At 33.4% G+C, this 18,107-nt stretch carries 23 protein-coding genes; all 23 read right to left on the bottom strand.

Annotation, left to right across the window (positions count from 1 at the left end; all coding sequences use genetic code 11):
• Positions 1 to 425, bottom strand: a 425-nt coding sequence (locus BUB77_RS21210) for a transposase (RefSeq protein ID WP_170866708.1), incomplete at its 3' end; no start/stop codon positions are given.
• 312 nt (positions 426 to 737) lie between these two features.
• Positions 738 to 1,463 carry a PdaC/SigV domain-containing protein gene (locus tag BUB77_RS21205; protein WP_073278937.1) on the bottom strand — a complete coding sequence of 242 codons (726 nt, stop codon included), beginning with the start codon at positions 1,461 to 1,463 and terminating at the stop codon, positions 738 to 740.
• Positions 1,464 to 1,624: 161 nt separating this feature from the next.
• A complete protein-coding gene (locus BUB77_RS21200) occupies positions 1,625 to 2,017 on the bottom strand; it encodes a VOC family protein (protein ID WP_073278936.1) in 393 nt (130 codons plus the stop codon).
• A gap of 167 nt (positions 2,018 to 2,184) precedes the next feature.
• A complete protein-coding gene (locus tag BUB77_RS21195) occupies positions 2,185 to 2,949 on the bottom strand; it encodes an MBL fold metallo-hydrolase (protein WP_073278934.1) in 765 nt (254 codons plus the stop codon).
• Between the two features lie 225 nt (positions 2,950 to 3,174).
• Positions 3,175 to 3,765 (bottom strand): NAD(P)H-dependent oxidoreductase, encoded by a 591-nt coding sequence (locus BUB77_RS21190; protein ID WP_073278932.1) that lies wholly within the window; start codon positions 3,763 to 3,765, stop codon positions 3,175 to 3,177.
• A 16-nt stretch (positions 3,766 to 3,781) separates the two neighbouring features.
• Positions 3,782 to 3,931, bottom strand: coding sequence for a hypothetical protein (locus tag BUB77_RS30050; protein WP_170866707.1), 150 nt, complete (start codon positions 3,929 to 3,931; stop codon positions 3,782 to 3,784).
• Entirely contained in the window at positions 3,928 to 4,476 is a 549-nt protein-coding gene (locus BUB77_RS21185) for a hypothetical protein (protein ID WP_073278930.1), read from the bottom strand. Before BUB77_RS21185 ends, BUB77_RS30050 begins: the two co-directional genes overlap by 4 nt.
• 87 nt (positions 4,477 to 4,563) lie before the next feature.
• A complete protein-coding gene (locus BUB77_RS21180; protein ID WP_073278928.1) occupies positions 4,564 to 4,845 on the bottom strand; it encodes a hypothetical protein in 282 nt (93 codons plus the stop codon).
• Between the two features lie 275 nt (positions 4,846 to 5,120).
• On the bottom strand, positions 5,121 to 5,480 hold the full coding sequence (locus tag BUB77_RS21175; protein ID WP_073278926.1) for a hypothetical protein: 360 nt from the start codon (positions 5,478 to 5,480) through the stop codon (positions 5,121 to 5,123).
• A 90-nt stretch (positions 5,481 to 5,570) separates the two neighbouring features.
• Entirely contained in the window at positions 5,571 to 6,080 is a 510-nt protein-coding gene (locus BUB77_RS21170) for a YcxB family protein (protein WP_073278925.1), read from the bottom strand.
• A 35-nt stretch (positions 6,081 to 6,115) separates the two neighbouring features.
• Positions 6,116 to 6,745 carry a C39 family peptidase gene (locus BUB77_RS21165; protein WP_073278923.1) on the bottom strand — a complete coding sequence of 210 codons (630 nt, stop codon included), beginning with the start codon at positions 6,743 to 6,745 and terminating at the stop codon, positions 6,116 to 6,118.
• 162 nt (positions 6,746 to 6,907) lie between these two features.
• Complete coding sequence (locus BUB77_RS21160; protein ID WP_073278922.1) at positions 6,908 to 7,861, bottom strand: hypothetical protein; 954 nt, start codon at positions 7,859 to 7,861, stop codon at positions 6,908 to 6,910.
• 56 nt (positions 7,862 to 7,917) lie between these two features.
• Entirely contained in the window at positions 7,918 to 8,706 is a 789-nt protein-coding gene (locus BUB77_RS21155) for a nucleotidyltransferase domain-containing protein (protein WP_073278921.1), read from the bottom strand.
• Positions 8,707 to 8,764: 58 nt separating this feature from the next.
• Positions 8,765 to 9,238, bottom strand: a complete 474-nt coding sequence (locus BUB77_RS21150; protein ID WP_073278919.1) for a GNAT family N-acetyltransferase — start codon at positions 9,236 to 9,238, stop codon at positions 8,765 to 8,767.
• Between the two features lie 70 nt (positions 9,239 to 9,308).
• Complete coding sequence (locus tag BUB77_RS21145; RefSeq protein WP_073278917.1) at positions 9,309 to 9,776, bottom strand: HIT family protein; 468 nt, start codon at positions 9,774 to 9,776, stop codon at positions 9,309 to 9,311.
• Positions 9,777 to 9,805: 29 nt separating this feature from the next.
• The gene (locus BUB77_RS21140; protein WP_073278916.1) at positions 9,806 to 11,005 is read right to left on the bottom strand and encodes an enhanced serine sensitivity protein SseB; all 1,200 of its coding nucleotides are present in this window, start codon (positions 11,003 to 11,005) and stop codon (positions 9,806 to 9,808) included.
• Positions 11,006 to 11,103: 98 nt separating this feature from the next.
• Entirely contained in the window at positions 11,104 to 11,550 is a 447-nt protein-coding gene (locus BUB77_RS21135) for a GNAT family N-acetyltransferase (RefSeq protein ID WP_073278914.1), read from the bottom strand.
• Positions 11,551 to 11,637: 87 nt separating this feature from the next.
• Complete coding sequence (locus BUB77_RS30045; protein WP_170866706.1) at positions 11,638 to 11,793, bottom strand: hypothetical protein; 156 nt, start codon at positions 11,791 to 11,793, stop codon at positions 11,638 to 11,640.
• 116 nt (positions 11,794 to 11,909) lie between these two features.
• Positions 11,910 to 12,749, bottom strand: a complete 840-nt coding sequence (locus BUB77_RS30535) for a GNAT family N-acetyltransferase (RefSeq protein WP_084124547.1) — start codon at positions 12,747 to 12,749, stop codon at positions 11,910 to 11,912.
• A gap of 181 nt (positions 12,750 to 12,930) precedes the next feature.
• Positions 12,931 to 13,656 carry a hypothetical protein gene (locus tag BUB77_RS21120; RefSeq protein ID WP_139241270.1) on the bottom strand — a complete coding sequence of 242 codons (726 nt, stop codon included), beginning with the start codon at positions 13,654 to 13,656 and terminating at the stop codon, positions 12,931 to 12,933.
• A 49-nt stretch (positions 13,657 to 13,705) separates the two neighbouring features.
• Positions 13,706 to 14,212, bottom strand: coding sequence for a YfbM family protein (locus BUB77_RS21115; protein ID WP_073278910.1), 507 nt, complete (start codon positions 14,210 to 14,212; stop codon positions 13,706 to 13,708).
• 132 nt (positions 14,213 to 14,344) lie between these two features.
• Positions 14,345 to 16,318 carry a DUF262 domain-containing protein gene (locus tag BUB77_RS21110; RefSeq protein WP_073278909.1) on the bottom strand — a complete coding sequence of 658 codons (1,974 nt, stop codon included), beginning with the start codon at positions 16,316 to 16,318 and terminating at the stop codon, positions 14,345 to 14,347.
• A complete protein-coding gene (locus BUB77_RS21105) occupies positions 16,318 to 18,015 on the bottom strand; it encodes a DUF262 domain-containing protein (protein ID WP_073278907.1) in 1,698 nt (565 codons plus the stop codon). The genes BUB77_RS21110 and BUB77_RS21105 overlap by 1 nt, the downstream gene beginning before the upstream one ends.
• Positions 18,016 to 18,107 lie beyond the last annotated feature (92 nt).

Here is an 18,107-nt window from a genome sequence, read left to right as displayed (position 1 = left end):
TCACGCATATGACTTTCGATATCTGTAGTGGTCATGCCTTTGGCATACATAGATATAATCTTTTCCTCCATGTCCTGGGTAACCGTATTTTGATACTTCTTAATAACCTGGGGTTCAAAATCCCCATTTCGGTCACGTGGAATTGCCACCTCCATATCACTATAAGAGGTATGTATGGTTTTGGAAGAATGTCCGTTTCTGCTATTATCGGTATCCTTATTCCGATAATCATACTTTGAATAGCCTAATTCTTCATCCAGTTCCTCGTCCAGAACACCTTCCAGCAGTACAGACATCATATCCCGCATAACGGAGTTGACATCAGTACCATTCTTGACTTGAACATCATTGTTTTTTAGATATTCCTTCATCAATTCTCTCATAGCCTGTTTCTGTGGTGATTCGTCTCGCGTTCTCTTTGACATTATAAAACCTCCAAACTGTTGTAATCATCTTACATCAGTTTGAAGGTTTACACAATCTTTAGGATACTCCCGATCGCGATTCCCCTACACGCATCAAAGCTCCCAGACAAAAGTTTAATAATGCTCCGGACCATCCCAGGCATCCCTCACTCAAGCTTAAACTTGATACAATTCATCGTTGCTTTATATTTCACTTACAAAAAGCCGTTACACAACTTAAGTCATGTTACGGCTATTTTCATTTCTCATTTCAATTGTGTACAAATCGTTTACTACGACCTTCCACAGCCTCTAACCCCTTGTATATATCAACTAATACTTACTTTTTATAGAAAAGATATCCCAGCCATTTCCTCGTCCTAATTCATAACTTTCAAAACAAATATATACTTTACCCTTGCTTAAATAAAATTTATAATCCTTTAATTTGCAAGACCTAATATAATCATAGGCTTTCTTGTCAAAATCGCTATTAGAAGTAAGATATTTTTTTGCGGCAGCTAATATATTATTTTTAATCGTTGTTGGATTTCCCGAGGCTACATCTTTTAATTCGAGCTTATCTCCACTTTTTAAATCAAAAGTATATCCAAAATCAGTTTGATTATAAACTCCGCCTGCATACCAGCCATTTTTCATATGCAAGCTAATAATCGAATTATCGTTATATGTCACGTTACAGTTTGTCTTATAATAATATTGTTCATCTTCGCTGTAAAAACCATTATTATCAATTGCTGCTTCTGCATATTCCTTTAGAGTTTCAGCATTTTCATTCTGCATATATGCTTTACTTTCTTTTTTTAATACATCGTTAATTTTCTTTGCAGCACCTGTTTCTCCCTTAATAACAGGGTATTGAAAAAAGACAATTCCTCTTACCTTGCCATTATTATCTTTATAAGTTACCTTGTCTTTTTTCATCGTATACTCTGCTTTTGTTACTGATGCGGCAAAAGCATTCAGACTTGTATCTACTAACAGGATTGATATAATAATTAAAAAGCATGTTAAAAGTTTGAATTTATTATTTCTCATATGAAAGCCCTCTCTACTAAATAGGTAAGCACTGCAATGATTACTAATACAAAACAAATTAATCACTATATATAACATAATTCATTGACATCGTCCAGTACACGATTACTCTAATAATAATTTTATCATATTCTCCTACTATACACAACCCAAAAATGGCATCATCCTTCGTGGGAGCACAAGCAAAACGGATGACCTGCAGGATCTAAAAGTGTAATCCACTGGGGACCAAAGTCTGGCTGCCAATATTGAGTCTGTGGCTTCGTCGCTCCTAATGACACCGCAAATTGTACAGCAGCCTCTATATCCTGCACAGCAAAATCGAGATGCACCATTTTCATTTGTTCTTCACTTGTACCCGGCCATATAGGCGGCGTATAGTCTTCGTCAAACTGACATGAAATACTGATTACACTACCTGGAATAGAGACTGCTACAAAATATTCTATTTCATATACAATTTTTCCGCCTAATAGTGACATATAAAATTTAGCAAGTTCAGCTGGGCTCTTGCAATCTAATACTACGCTTTGTAACTTTATTAATGGTGACATTGTTTTTACTCCTTTATGTATAATAAATATTTCACTTCTTTGATTGATGAAAGAATCATCTAATCAAATTAGTAAAGTGATGCTTATAAATAAGCTTAACATTCTAATACTTATGCGTCACCCTTAAACATTTTTATGAACTAAAAATGCTCCAACCAGCCTTCCCTTTATATGTGGATATTAAAATTTTCGAAGAAAAACATTCCATTACCTTGATTAAGTTTACCTGCTTCATATAATTCAGTAAATCCTTTATCTATTTCAAGGATTAAGTCAGTACTTATATTGAGCTTATGATGTGCTGGTAATGCCCTTTTTATTGCTAATTCTTTAATTTTCTTTACAGAATTCATGAATTCATAAGGATTTGTGGATGGGTAAAACGCATCTAAAGTACCTTCATATATTAAATCACCCGTAAATAAATAGCCTCTGCTTTCTTCATATAAACATATATGGCCAGGTGAGTGCCCAGGTGTATGTATCACCCTGACATTTCTATCTCCTAAATTTATAATATCGTTTTCATGTAGTAAAAAAGCTGCTTCACCTTGAAAAATGCGATACTCTTCCATGTCAAAATACTCTGGAAATTCACACGGTTCTTTTAGTAAATTCATTTTTACGCTGCTTAATGGAATGGGAAACTTTATTTTTAACCAGTCTTTTTCAGCTTCAAAAACACCTATATCATTGAAATACTTATGACCACCTATATGATCCCAATGAACATGTGTCGTTATTACTTTTACTGGTAAATCTGTAAGCTTATCAACCACCTTTTTGATATTCCCAACACCAAGTCCTGTATCTATCAGCAAACTATTTTTTGTTCCATTGAGTAGGTAACAATGAGTTTCTTCCCAGTGCTTATATTCACTGATTGCATATGTATCATCATCTATTTTTTCAATAGTAAACCAGTCATTCATTTTTTCACGCTTTCTGCAGATAATATTTCTTATATTACTTTACAATGCTCTAATGCTATTGTCCAACCTGTGTCGCCTTTACATTATAAGTTAAGATTTATATATTTCTGATTTCTTAATAAACTATAGGGATGTGTTATATTTCGTGTTATCTAAATTATTTGAATATTTATGTGCAGAGATAAGATATTGAGCTCCTGATGGAACTAATAGTAATCTACCCTATCAAGGAAAATATATCTTAACCATGTCACTGACCTGATTCAGCCACATTTGTCTCTCATCCATTGTGCTATCCGCTATTATCCGGAACATTTTCCTGTCAAATACGGTAACCCCGCAAAAAGCAAAGATACAATCTTTCCAGATTCGCTGCAAAGGATCTCCGAAGACTTCATTTTCACGTTCTTCCTGCGTATTGGATGTGTTGAATACCAATCCTGCTTTTGCTTTTAAAAGTCCTATCGGCAGTCCGCCGCCGCTATCGCCCACCGGGAATGTATAAGCTATATTTTCTCTCATCACACGGTCAACCCATCCTTTTAAAATAGCGGGTGGCTGCCCCCACCAATCAGGGTGAATAACAATAATTCCGTCTGCTTCTTTTATTTCCTGCTGATGCTGGAGAACCAAGGCATCTTTGGAAATGCCGCTGACAAGTTCCTCATCCGACAATATGGGATCAAATCTTTCCTGGCACAAATCATGGAACATAATGGTATGCCCATTGCTTTTTAGTGTACTGACTACCGTTTCAGAAATGGCGCTATTAAAGCTTTTCTCATATGGATGTCCTAAAATAACCGATATTTTCATTGTCCTTCTCCTTTACTTATGCTGTATAGCTGCTAAAATAAATTTTGACCTTGGGGTAAACTCCATCATTTCCTTTTGTATCCCAATAGGAGCTGTTTGTTCTATTAACAGAATTCTTGTCCATGCCGGTAACCTCTTCAAATATTTTTGAAATTATGCCTCTCACAAGTTGGCCTCAAAGTATTCAATTAAATCTAATACTAATTTGCTTTTTATTTCTTTACTTTTCAAATCCTTAAGGATTCCCCTGACATCAATATTTGAAAAATCTATACTAATGCACGATCCATATGTATCCATATTACTAAAAAGCATTTCACCAAAAGTTTCGATATACTTTACTCCAGTTTCTTTCAGAAGTTGTTCTGATAATAAAAATAAATATTCCGGTGCCCCCCAGGAACTCCGAGATTCTTTTCCAATTTCCTGAATCAAGTCCTTTAATAGCATATGAGGTACTCTAATGTTATTATTAAGACATATAAATATTGAAACTTTATCCCTGAATTCATGATTGCAATCTTTTATTTCTGCACCTTTACAGCCACTCTCTGAAAAACATATTCTTGAAAAGTCATTCACAGAGCTATATCCTTCGATAAATCTTATTAAGGATGCGGCTTCTTCGGGGATATAATAGGTATCTTTAACTTCATCTAAGATCATTAAAAAATTATCTCTATAATTCTCATTATTAAATTCTTCAGACAATGACTCACCTCTTCCAGAAAAGTGAAAAACCAATAAACCAGCAGTTAAGAATCGGATTAACTCTGCCTGTGCTCAACAAATTGGTGTTTATAATTTTTCTGTTTTCTCCTTTAATCTGTTCAGAAAAGACATTTCCAAATCAAGAAATTTCCATTCTTTATCATCTTTATATAATAGAATATAGTTATCTATTACAAATAGCAATTCTCTTTTATCCCCTCCCGCTAATATGTATTTTCTGGCTATTTCGAGACATTCCCCTTCATATTTATCACCACCCAATTTTCCCTTTCCAAATGAGCCGCCTGTTTCTATTAACATTCCATCATATAATGATATGTGTCTTTCAAAATCTTCCAGATAATTCATAACTTCACTCCATTATTATTAAATATTGCAATCGGATTCCATCCTTTATTTAAGCTTCTTTCCTAAGTACCATTTTAAAAATAAATTAATATCATTAATGGAATCAATTATTCTCCATTCATATTCTTTATTTTCTCTTAACTCCTTTAATATAATAGGATTCACAATATGCTTTTCCAACCTGCCATGTATTCGTGCAATATATGAAAATCCAAGAATAGCATTTACCCTGACGTTAACATTTTCGTATTTAGATCACTATTACACTTAATCCATTATCGTTTATATAGAAGTTTTATATCACCATCGACAAAACCTACACCTACACCTTGGTAAGTTTTTAATTTTTCTGCATATTGACCTTTTTCTAAATATTCCTTAATTATACTGCTGATATTCACAAGAATATCTTCCCAGTCCGCTTTCTGTTCCCATCTCAAGGGCGTTTCCCGTGTATCAAACGTTTCATCACATGCCCAATCATCATCCTCTGTATCAAAGCTGGCTGTACCTACCAATTCTAAAGACCAAACATCATTTTCTTCTTCGTAGAGGTTAAAATTAATCGCCATTATATTCGATGGTAATTCTTGACTTAATATATTTCCAATCCATCTTTCAAACTTATTATACATGCTAATATTCCTCTCCCAATTTCAATTACGTTACATTTTGCATATCTAAGAATTCTATTTGCGTAAAATTCCAGATTATTCAATAACTACTCATTCTATGCGTTTTATGGACTTTAGGCTGGATAGTGCGATTTCTTCAAAAGTTTGCTTATCCTTTTGGGCTGCAAACGCTCTTTTAGGGATTAGCGTATACATACGTGGGACTTGAATTAAATAATAAAAATCGTTGCTTTCCCATAGCTCAGAGTAAATATCCCATTTTAATTCCGATTCAATACTTGGAGTTATCCACTTAATGCTGTCTTTTGAAAATACCATTATGTATTCTTCGTGATATTTTTCTGTATACTTAAACTTAAAAACAGGCATAAGAAAATATAAATAACTGCCGATTGCCGTAGCAATCAGTACGATTCCCAATATTATAATGCTAAATACGCTGAAAGAAGAAAGAAAAATGCAGCTTATTGAGAACAGCAAAAACAGCGTGGCTAAAATGGGATCATATTTACGTATCGTTTTATTTAAAATCAAATATTGCCTTTCCGCTTTTACATATTCGCTTTGTGTATATTTAAATACCAATTGTAATGTTTTCAAATTACGTCTCCGTCCAATCTCTTTATGTACCTTTACTATACTTCCAATTTCTTATTTGAACTAACTGTGATATATGCATATTTATAAAGTGGCATCTTAAAATCACTTGTATTCCAAAGCTTTTTAAATTCAGAGATTGATACTCTGCGGTTATAGCTCATATCCTTTACATTAATCAGCTCTTTAAGAGATTCTGCAATATAAAAATATTCGTCATCGAATCCAACAACAGGTACATAATGTAAATAACTTTTATCTTTATATACTTTAATAAATACTATAACAGGGGTATCCTTACTAACCTCTCTTTTTAACTCTGTTATATTTCCAATACGGATGGTGGCTTTAAAGCCTTGTTGTTTCAATAATCTTACAACACCTTTTGGATAAACATATCCATTATTCATTTTATTTGGCATTATTTTGTAAATGTCTTCCCCATTAGCTTGAATTCCATAATGTCGCATGAGATATGCAGTTGAATATGCAGAACATTCAAAGTTTTTTTGAATATCGATATAATTTTTGCTTGTGATAATATGCGTTAATGGATAATTCGTTTTTGAAATGGTGGGAATTGGCACTCCCATAAGAATACAATTTATCATAGTTGCTATTACCAGCCAATTTATAATGGAACAAGTAATCGAGCCTATTATAATCATATTTACCTCTCAACTCTTACTATTGTTGTTCATATACCTTATTAACCGCAATTGACAGCAACTAAGAGACAGTCCTATTTAATGAAGCAATTTTGTATTAAGATAAACTTCCTGCCTTTTTTAAGAGCATGAATATATTTTTCTGAAATGGAAGTTTCGTTTTCATTTACTTCCTGCTAACATTTCCAGCATATCCTTTATCTGAGAAAGAGTTCCTTCCATTAAATTCATACATACACTTCTGCCTTTTTCACCCGTCATCGCACTAACATGACATTCATGAACTAACCCGTCTATCAACAACATCTTTTCACTTGCGGATTTACATAATATCCAGTTGTCCGTAAAAGCGTTAAATATTTCTGTAGCGCGTCCTCCAGGTACATTATTCGCGTTACAACTGCGCCGGTATTCACGATAGGTGTAATAATATCCGCATGGGCAGGCTATCAACGCAGTGTAACTGACGGCTTTATGCACCGCACCGCAGTAATGGCAGATTATTTCGCCTCTATCTAAACCTTCGCGGGTATCTCTTGCCTGCTTGCACCGAGCATAAAACGTATAACCGATTTCATTAAGCAAATGTTCATCAAGAAGGCCTTTCGCCTCGTCTTGATATAGTCTGACCAACTTATTTCGCGATACTTTTTCAGCCCATTTACATTTGTTAAATTTTGAAGAATCAATATTTTCAGTTAGCTCCGTAAGTTCCTTTTTCTCACGAGCCAAACGAGATTTTGTCCTGTCAATTTGATTTGCTTTTTTGGCAGCTGTTAGTAAGGCATATCTTTCTTCATATCCATCTTCATATTTTGTTTTGCATTTTTCAAGCAGGACATTGAAAGATTCCTCATCTTTTACAGTTACGCCTAAAGCATTGAAAGAATCGTCGCCGATTGTAACAGATAGCAATTCAACACGGTAATTTCGGCAATAACCGTATGTCCAACCGAAAGTTTTATCAAAACGCGGGCAGTTATTATACACTTTATAGCTGGACGCCATTTCGTTGTCGAAAAGAAAAAAAAGTTCTCGGATTCTTTCTGGTAAAAACTCGATTAATTCCTCATAAGCAGGCTTTACATTCTTTGGAAATTTTTCTGTCCATTTCATAAAGGCGTCATCCTTCCACATCACAAGATATTACATAGACGAAGTAAAATCTTATTTTACCACTCATTTATATTCGGTCTGGGGATTCTCCACCATTGTTCGAAATCTGTTGTATATTGTGATAATACAATGCCTATATCTTCGGGAAATTTGTAATCTATCAGCTTAAAAAAACAATCTACAAATTCATCCCCATCCTTCAAATTCTGGGAAGCTGCAAATGTTCTTCCGAGATTTACAAGATGTTCTGTATCCATCGAAATGGCTTTTACAAATTCTTCAAGTCTTCGGTTGCTTGGAAATAATATATTCTTTTGCTGTAATACCATACGATATATACTGTAGATTACTTCATTAGTGGAATGAAGCTGCATATAACCATCTACGGGACAACTTTTCAAAAAGTAATAATAATTCAACCAGAAATCAGAATAGAAAGACAGCATTTTCTCTTCTTTTTCATTCTCTTGAAATACAGGGATTTTAGCAACAATATCTGGAATTTCCGAGTCCTTTGTAAACAGTACCTGTGCTTTCACAAATGCATTTCTGGCAGGCTCACTTCCTTTTTCGGCTGCATCCTTTAAAAACTGCTTCGTCATATATTTTACGTCGATATAACCGCTGTCATATGTACACAGATCATCGATTGTTTCCGCCGTAGCATTACGAGCTTTTCTTTCCGCATATTTATCGTCAGAAATAACAACCATTGCATCTAAGTCGGAATCTTCCCTTTCACATCCTTTTGCTACGGAGCCTCCAAAGATAAGTGCAATCACTTCTTCTTTCGCTGCAAAATAATCCTTCATATTTTCTATTGATTTTATATGATGCTGATACATTTGTTTCCTCCATTTCGTCATGAAAAATTTTCATACACAAATTCAATTCAAGGAGTATTTATGCCTTTTTCATTAGTGGCATTCCATACTCATCCATACCGTTATCCACAAATCCAATATCTGACCAAAACTTATGTCCACGTTCATTTGCCACGTTCAATTCAAAGTACAAGGCTTCATCTGCCTGCGCATACTGTGATAACTTTTTAAAGCAATCATGCCCTGTACCTTTTCCTCTGTATTCTGGGAATACCCAAAAGTCCAAAATAAAACATTTTCCATCTTCGCTTTTATATATGATATATTGTGCACAGCCAATACGTATGCCTTCCCGAATAAAATATAGAAGATGAGCTTTATCCGGAAACCTATCCATATACTTCTCAATAGTCCCTCTGTAATCGTTACTGCGAAAATGTTCCCTGAGTTCATCCGTATCATGTTCATCAAAAATATCTCTGTTTAGATACGCCCAATGCAGTTCCCAAAAAGTGTTAATGTCTGCATGTCCAATTTCAGTAATGCTTATCATCTAATTTCACCTCTTCTAACCATTTTTCCAGCCAAAGATATTGATCATCAAGAAACTGATAGTTTATGTATTAAGCCTTATAACTCAATTCAATTAACTTTTGAAGTTTCAAACTTAATTGACTTTTTAGTTCTCCGTATTTATCTTCATTAAACTGGTATTTGTCATCACTCCAATATTTTTCTGGATATAACCACATCGGATGCTTTCTTCTCTCTTCTTCCCATTCATAACGGGGGTAAACATGTGCATGTAGAAATTGGTCGCTATTTCCCAATATATCATAATTAATCCTTATAGGTTTGCATACGTCAGTAATAGCATCTCCTATTAAACTCATATCTAATAAAAATGCTTTTCTTTGTTCAATGTTTAAATCGTTTAAACTGAATACTTTTGGATAAGCTAACAAAATACAATATCCAGGAAGAAACTGTGGATCAGCTATAACTGCAAATCCACTTTTCATTTTAGCTATAACTGTCGGATTCTCTCCTTTTAAAGCCGAACCGATTCGATCCTTTTTCCAATCCTCCATACTAATTTACCTCCTAATCCATTAAATCCTTATCCAAAAATCCCAAACTTCTTTTTCTTATAAAATGGTTCTACGTTCTCGACAGCTCCTTTTCCAAAACTGCTTGATAAGGGAACAAAATCAAGATATTTGCCATTCGAAAAAGGAACTCCAGCATTGGCTATGCCACTGAAAACTTCATTTTTATCACCAGAAAAATCAACAACAATAAGATAACTTTGCTCATTATCTTTAACCATTAATCTCAGGTATGCGGCATTAACATTCTTGTTGGTTTTAAGATATTTACAGATTTCATCAACCATCTTTTGAGGATACTCTGCCGGCTCTCCAAGCATAACCTTTGTATCCTTCTCTGCTGCCTGTTCTTTTATCACTGTATTTTGGGGTGAGCCTTTTGCTACACTTTCAATAACATTACACATATCTTTCGTCAAAGTAATATTTACTCCATAGGGATTAATAGATATGCCATCAGACTTATCAACAAAATATTTGATGTCATCAAAGGTCACAATATTACCACTAAACTTTTGCTCTTTGTCAAATCTTCTGAATTCATTCCAGTCAGTAAAAAAAGGATAGAAGCTTTTATCTTCTGAATTCGTTATTAATGGGAATTGCATCATGCTATTTTCCTTTATAATACATTCTCCGTTATCTGCATTTGTTTTTTCCATATTCATTTTACTTGCATCTAAAGGCATAAGATATTTCACATGATATATTTCCTTGAACATATTTGCTTCCATATCACGTGTAACTCTTTTTGTATTCAGCCCCTGAAAGAAATGGTTAGCGGCGCAGACTAATGCCGGATTCATTATTGGCCTGTTTATTTCAGGAACATCTGAAAAATCAGGTTTATCAATAATATCAAACAAGCTTATAACCAAATGAGTCTGACCGTTGTCAATCACAATCATTTCAAAACCACTTCGATACAAATCACCAAACATTAACATTCTTTGTTCTTCATTGTTTTCGACAGGCTTAACAATTATTTGTTGCTGCATCATATAATCCTGATATTCATCGTAGTATTTTTTCTCAGTAAATAGGTAGCATGCTGGCTTACCATTTTCAAAGTCAAGATAGTAATTATTTGTAAACGGAATATAGGAAACCCACAATAATTCTTCCGTTTTAATACGTTCAATTATTTCACTATATACCTGTTTATCCTTAGTTGCTTCAAACTTTTTAATGATCTGTTGTATTGTTTCCATAATCACAATTCCTTTTCCTTATTATATTGAGTTCCATAGACAATAATTCAAATAAACACAATGGGAAGCTGCTTTAACGCCTCAGTTTGATCATAATTTTATGTTAAATGCATGAAAATTGTTTCCAGCGTTTCCGGATTCCAAGGTGCTGGTTTTTCATCAATTTTTATAAAGCCATATTTTTCATATAGGTTAACATGATCACTTACAAGATAGACCTTGTCAAATCCTACTCCTTTAGCATATGCTAACGCGAAATTAATCAATTTTTCACTGAAACGATGTCCACGATACGGTTCTCCTACAAACATATAGCCTATATATGGCGTATAGGGCACTTTGGGAATGCAGTCCGTCTTAGCAAGCGTACAATAGCCGGCAATCTGATTGTCAACTAAAGCAATAAAAACTCGTTCCCAATCTCTAAAATCACTGGTTCTCATTTGCCTTGCAAGATTTTTTCCTGCACCCCAAGAACAATTATCAGCGTAATTTATAACAGCTTCCCACATATCATCTTCATTTACTAATGGTTTTATTGTCATTCAGTCACCTATTATTATATAATAAATCAAAACTACAAATTCCCGTTAAATGCTTTGTATTACATTTTTCAATTTTTATAGGGGTATCTAAAATAACCCAAGGAAGCCATAGAACCGGTTCTTTACCTTCAATTTGTTCATTGGTATAGTCGGATAAAGTTTTTGCTTCTTTCTTTTTCTTTCTACTATTTTTGCAAAAATCACTGTTAGCGTCAGAACAAACTTCCCGTTTTTATGATACATGCAAAAACTCCTTTTGCTCGCAATGATAGCTTTTAAATTATAATCAGTTTGTCCTCAGTTTTAAGAATTTCTGTCAAGCCCTCGTCCCAATTAGCAGATGATCTGCCCGATTTGTATCAGATTTTTCGTTCCATACAGATTGAATCCGGCATATCCGCATACTGTCCATAATTTGGTATAATTTTATATCCTGCCTTTTGGTACATATAACAGGCGGCTTCTAACGGCTTCCCGGTTTCTAAAATACACCACCGGTATCCTTTAATTTTTGCCTTTGCCTCTAATCTCCGTACCAATTCTGCACCCAATCCCATCTTTCGCTGGGATGCATCTACATAGATTCGTTTTAATTCTGCATGTTCTTCGTCATACATTTTAAAGGCACCACAAGCAATCGGTTCGCCTTCCCGATATGCCAAAATCACGTCATGGATGCTATCTCTTTTATTATATTGTTCATACTGATTTCTCTGAAATCTGCCCCCAACGATTTCATCAAGAGCATTATCCAGTCTGCTGCAAAGCATTGCAAAATCCGGATCTTCCCCATCCGTAGCCTTAAACTTCAATTCAGATAGATTAAGTAACTCTGTTTTTACTTTTTTGCTGAATTTATGAATAACAGTATCATATGCCTCATCAATCATTTGGAATAACATGTCCATATCGAAGAAAGCATCCAGATTAATGGTATTCCAATATGGCTGCTGAACCGGTGGACAATGATATCCGCGTACTATAATTTCCGGATAAAGCTGCCGATAAAGATTTGCTTTATCCGGCTCGCATTTTAACGTTATCTTATAGAACTTTTCTTCCGGATTGAATTGTGCAAATATTTTTCCCATGACCTTATAACAGATTGGATATTCTCCAAATGGTCTTGCCTCGTATGAGCCGGAGTGCTTTAAGCAGTATTTTTTTATGGCTGAAATTACTTTAGAATTATTCTCCATGGTTTTTCTCCTATGCCAAAGTGAAATTCGAGATAATGAATGCTTTCGTTTATATAATACTTTTTCATATGATGGATGACAATTGTAAATTGACTGCTAAATAAACATAATGATCTCAAAGAGCATTATAATATAATGGGAAGTTGCATTAACATCTCCGTTTTCTCATTTAGTGTACTGTCTATTTTATAAGTCCCATACATCTTTTGATTTCTTCGGTTGTTTCGATATAAGGAATTTCCTTAAGAAGGTTTTTTTCATCAATATTTTCATAATATTTCTTAATAACTGTTTTAACCAGTTCAAGAGAAATTACATCTCGCTCTCTTGGCGTAAACTGACCAAAAGGTGTAGTAAATTGAACTTTTTCTACAAGATGCTCCTTATCCTTGTTTATAATCGAGTATGTGCGAAAGTCATTATTTTGAAGATTTATGCGCATCTCCATAATAAATTGATTATCTACTCCATAAAACTGCAAAAAACCATCATGTGATTTTAATATAAGATAATCTTCCCTACCTTCTTCAATTAATACTATGAAAGTACTGATGTCTTTATATAATATATTTTTGATGCTTTCCCCAGAGGATATTTCCATATTTATAACACGATGAACTTTTTCTGTTGGAAAACTACCATTAGCAGCCCAAAATACATTTTCCGGCTCTCCCTTTTCATGCACAGCAGAATTGCCTCGCTGCGCTTCAATCATTCCAAATACCTTATCTCGAATTGCTTCACTAAAGAAACCCATACCGTTATCACCATCCCGATTAGAACCTTTATAATAAAACGTGATATGCAGATTGAAGCGGTGGATGGTATCACTTCTTGCGCCACGGGTCACCGCTGTTTTGCATCCCTCCTCAGTGCGGACATCCGCAATATCAGAAAGGCGCACCAAAAAACTCCCCCATTGTTTTAATTCGTCTACAGGAGCGAATTATCATCTCTCAATATATACTCACAATAATACCTTTGTGCTTGTCTGCCATTGTACGGTAAAATTGTCTTAATTCCTGAAATGCTATTGACAATTCCTCCCTCAAAGAATCTTTTTCACCCTTCATCCAAATCGTAGGATAAATTCCACTCTTGGCAAAAACTTCTGGAGAAAATGTGGTAAGTGTGTTATCTATATCAAATTTATCTAAAGCAGATAATATTTCATGCACCCGTATAGGATAGATATATGAAATAAAGTCAGAATTCTTATCATCTGAGAACATAGAGGTTCCGACAATCGCCTCGCTTAGCAAACCATTCTCAATGGGGGTACTTGCTGAGACACCTGTTAGAAGAAAATGGAGTCCATCCCACATCTTATCCATATCATAAATTTCAATATTTTCTTCTTCCGCTAAGATTTCAACTTCTTCAAACAACTCTTCATCGGTTTTTGTCTTTAATTTATCTATCAATTCCTTATCCGCTTCCATATAGCAAGCTATCATTCCCATCTGTTATCTTCCTTTCACCAAACATAAATAATATGTATTTCTTATTTTCTTGACAATGACTGCTTAATAAATATAATAGGAAGTTCATTTGGTAATTTTACTATCCCAATGTGATAAACGACGTGTCCATAACTATCTTATAATCTTGCTTCCGTCAGTATCAGATGGTCGTTTGCTTTTCAGCAAATAACAGTATGTACGATCATGAGAAATCGCAATATATTTAGAATCACAATTAAATATCAACTTTTCCTCTTTTATTAGTCTATATTGCCAATTTTCCATATTATCTGGCTTAACAAAACCAGAGATTATTTCATCATAACTTTTAGAAATGAGTTGGAAAACTAACTCTTTAAAATATGGCTTAAACTCATCAATATTAATAAAATATTCAACTTCCCTAAATAACGGAAATAACTTTCTCTTTTCAGCTTCACCAGCATTCCAATAAGACCACCAATAATTGTAAAATTGATATTTTCCATTTACTTCTATCGTTAGCATTGTACGTCTGAATTTATCAAATTCTAAATTGTGGTTATCCAATTCTCTGTCGAAATGTTTCTTAAAGACATTTTGAACTTTTTCAAGCAACTCGAAATCAATTTCATTAATATATTGTTTGTAATTCGCACATTCCAATGCAAATCTGATTTTCCCTCTTAAAAGCTCATTATCTTCGGTTCTGAATAGTAATATTTTTTGTTCTGGATTTCTATTTATTATTTTAGCCTTAATAATTTCCTCTCTAACTTGTTCACGAGCAAAAGAAGAGGATATTGCATTTTCATCCAAATATTTATAAATATCATTACAACCTGTGGCAAGTTCACTTATCAAATTAATAGCGCCATAAAAAGTTTCAGGGCTTCTTACGATATCGTTTCTTTTGCCATCTGCAGTTATATCTGCACGAGATACTATATTTCTTACGACTCGCATCCATTCTTCGTATTTTTCCTGAATTATTGTTTTATTTTCCAATAAATATTCTGTTTGCGCATAAAACAATACTTTATGAGTGTATGAAGTGTTGTACCCGAGCAAAATTTGATAAAGCAAATTAGATTCAGGATTATGCCTCCACATTTCAATATTTAAAGGTGGTAAACTTCTAGATTCAAATAATTCACAATACAATTCATATGAATCATAAATATACTTAAAAGTCTCTTGGTCGATATAGTTAATCAGTTCTCTATCAGTATTATTATCATTTAGCTTTCTTATAACATCAATACGTTCCAAACCTCTTAATAACTGACCTGTTGATAATTTCGCCATAACAATAGCTGTCATAAAATTCATATGTGCATTGTCTACAGAATTGTTTTTCTTGAAATTGTTCCACAAGAATTGTGTCCATGCTCCATCTATTTTATAGGAAAATTTTTTAATTTCTTCTCGAGTTTCTTCCCACTTTTCTTTTAAGGCTTTATCTTGAATTTCCGCTTTTAAATTTTCAAAAGGTGTTAATAATCTACCACGAGCATTCATTTTTATATACAAGTCGTCTGACAATCCAAAATTCTCAAGAACCAAAAGATGAAAAATAACATTTTTCCTATTTACCAAGGCATCCCAAATATTATCCATATCTCTAAAAACTGAATGAATAATATCTATGGTCCTCATCATTGCCCTTATTGTGGTATCATATTTCCAAGATATAAAAAACCATTTTGAGTCCAGAATTTGTTTGCTTATGGAAGTATTTAAATCATCTACAGAAATGCAATTATCTAACAATGCTTCGCAAAAACGTCTAGAAGATAATCTAGTTTCATAAGAAAACTTTTTTAGAATATCTCGAGTTTGATCGTCATTGACATCTTTTACAAAAGCATACCAATGAAGAAGAAACAAGGTAGTTAGCCTTTGTTGACCATCTAAAGGCAAAAATACATCTCCTTCTACATTTCCATATATGAAGTCCAGATTGATGGGTCTACTGCTTATAATATTCACTTTTAATGCCTTAAGGAAATTTTCACATATTATTACATTTTTCTCTCTCCCTTGGGCATAATCCCTTTGAATAATTGGTACTTTTACGTTATATTTTTCTATTAGTTCGTAAAACGAATATATGTCATTATTCATTATTTATTCACCTCTAAATAGTTTGTTAAAACACGCACTAAATCTAATTCATATTTTTCACGATCATCCTGTGTCCAAAATGAGATTTTTGGAGGGTAATCGCTAAAGTATTTTAGAAAAACATTTTTTGTACATATAGGAACGAATCCACCGGTCTTATCAAGTTCAATAATACATTTACGTTTTAAAGGAAACACTGCATTTTTATAGCCTTTATTTGTCTTTTCATCCAATAAAGCTAAGTTTGAGATTCCATCAACGTTCTCAAATTCACTCATATATTGATTAAAATGAACTGTAACTTTGTCAAATAAAGATGTAAATTCATCTTCGTTTGCATATGTTTCGTTAACGAGCATACCATCCAATTGTTTTATTAGTTTTATACTTTCTTTTTGCTCTTTATCAATGTAACTCTTCACATCTGAAAGCCACTCCTTCCTGTTTATCATTGGAATGGTGCTTGAATCTTTAAGCGAAGCGATATGTTCAATATTCCATTTATTCAATTTAAAATCATCAAATGGGAAATAAGAAGAATCGTGTTCATTTTGTAACATTGTTAGGATATTGTATAATAACAAAACACTCCGTGTACTTTTATTTTCATAATCCAAGTCGAACAAGTTTTCATTTTTGTAATGATTTCTTATCATTGCATCAATATATGAAACAAATTCGCTTTTTCTTAATGCAGATGACTTATTATATAATTCCTTTACTTTTGCAATTTTAGCCGTCAAAATAAAACCAATTTTATGATATAACTCTCGTTCACTGAACCATTCATTAAATCTTTGATAATATGACTGAATTTCCTCCCAATACTTTTTCATGTCATCTTCTGTTTTTCCAGCTAATTTAGCATTAAAAAACCTAAATGTTGAATAAGGGTCTGTATCATTGGAGTCATTCATTAAATCAAAAATGTATTCTATTCTGTTGTCATCTTTTTGCGCATCGCTCAAAAAATACCACAATTTATTGTTTTGTAGGGATATTTCAATGCTATCCCATTCGTTTGCAATTTCTATTTGACGGAGCCTCATACTATCCGCATTACTAGAACCAAAATTCGAACTATTCAAAAATAACGCTTTAATAAGTTCAGCATTGGTAAGACTGATTTTACCAATATTAAGTCTTGTAAATACCGTGATCGGATTATCCTCTGTTGTTTCATACCAAATAACTTTTGTGTGGAATTTTAATTTTGACCGATAGTTATTTTTATCGAATGAAGAATCTTCTTCCTTTTCATAGAACCACTTTTCGATAGTTGTATAGGCTTCGTGCATGTAAAAGAAATCAATGCAACTATCATTTTCATTTTCAGGATTTTGCAAAAAGATTTTAGAATCCTGTCTTGTCTGATAGTCAATATAGAATAATTTGTCACGCTTTTTCTCAATAAAATCTTGATTCAGATAATATAACACTAAATATACCGTTGTTAATCTTTGCTGTCCATCAATAACTTCATATTCATTTTCGCTTCTGTTTTTAACAACAATCGGTTGCAGGCAATACCATGTTTTATCTTCGGTATCATTGATTTCTCTGGGTATAAATTCATGGATATCATTTAATAAATCTCTAACTTCCTGCACTGTCCATCTATAACCACGTTGATATGCAGGTATATAAAAGGAGTGTAATGACAACTCATTAAGAGTTTTTAATCTTATGCCGTTCATATTATTATTCCTTCCTTATATTAAAATGCTATATTTATTATAATTTTTAACTTCCCATTATTGCTATTACTTAATGGCTTGTCAGTTTAAAT

Source organism: Anaerocolumna jejuensis DSM 15929 (genome assembly GCF_900142215.1).
Classification (GTDB): Bacteria; Bacillota; Clostridia; order Lachnospirales; family Lachnospiraceae; genus Anaerocolumna; species Anaerocolumna jejuensis.
This window is presented reverse-complemented; position numbering and strand designations above follow the sequence as displayed.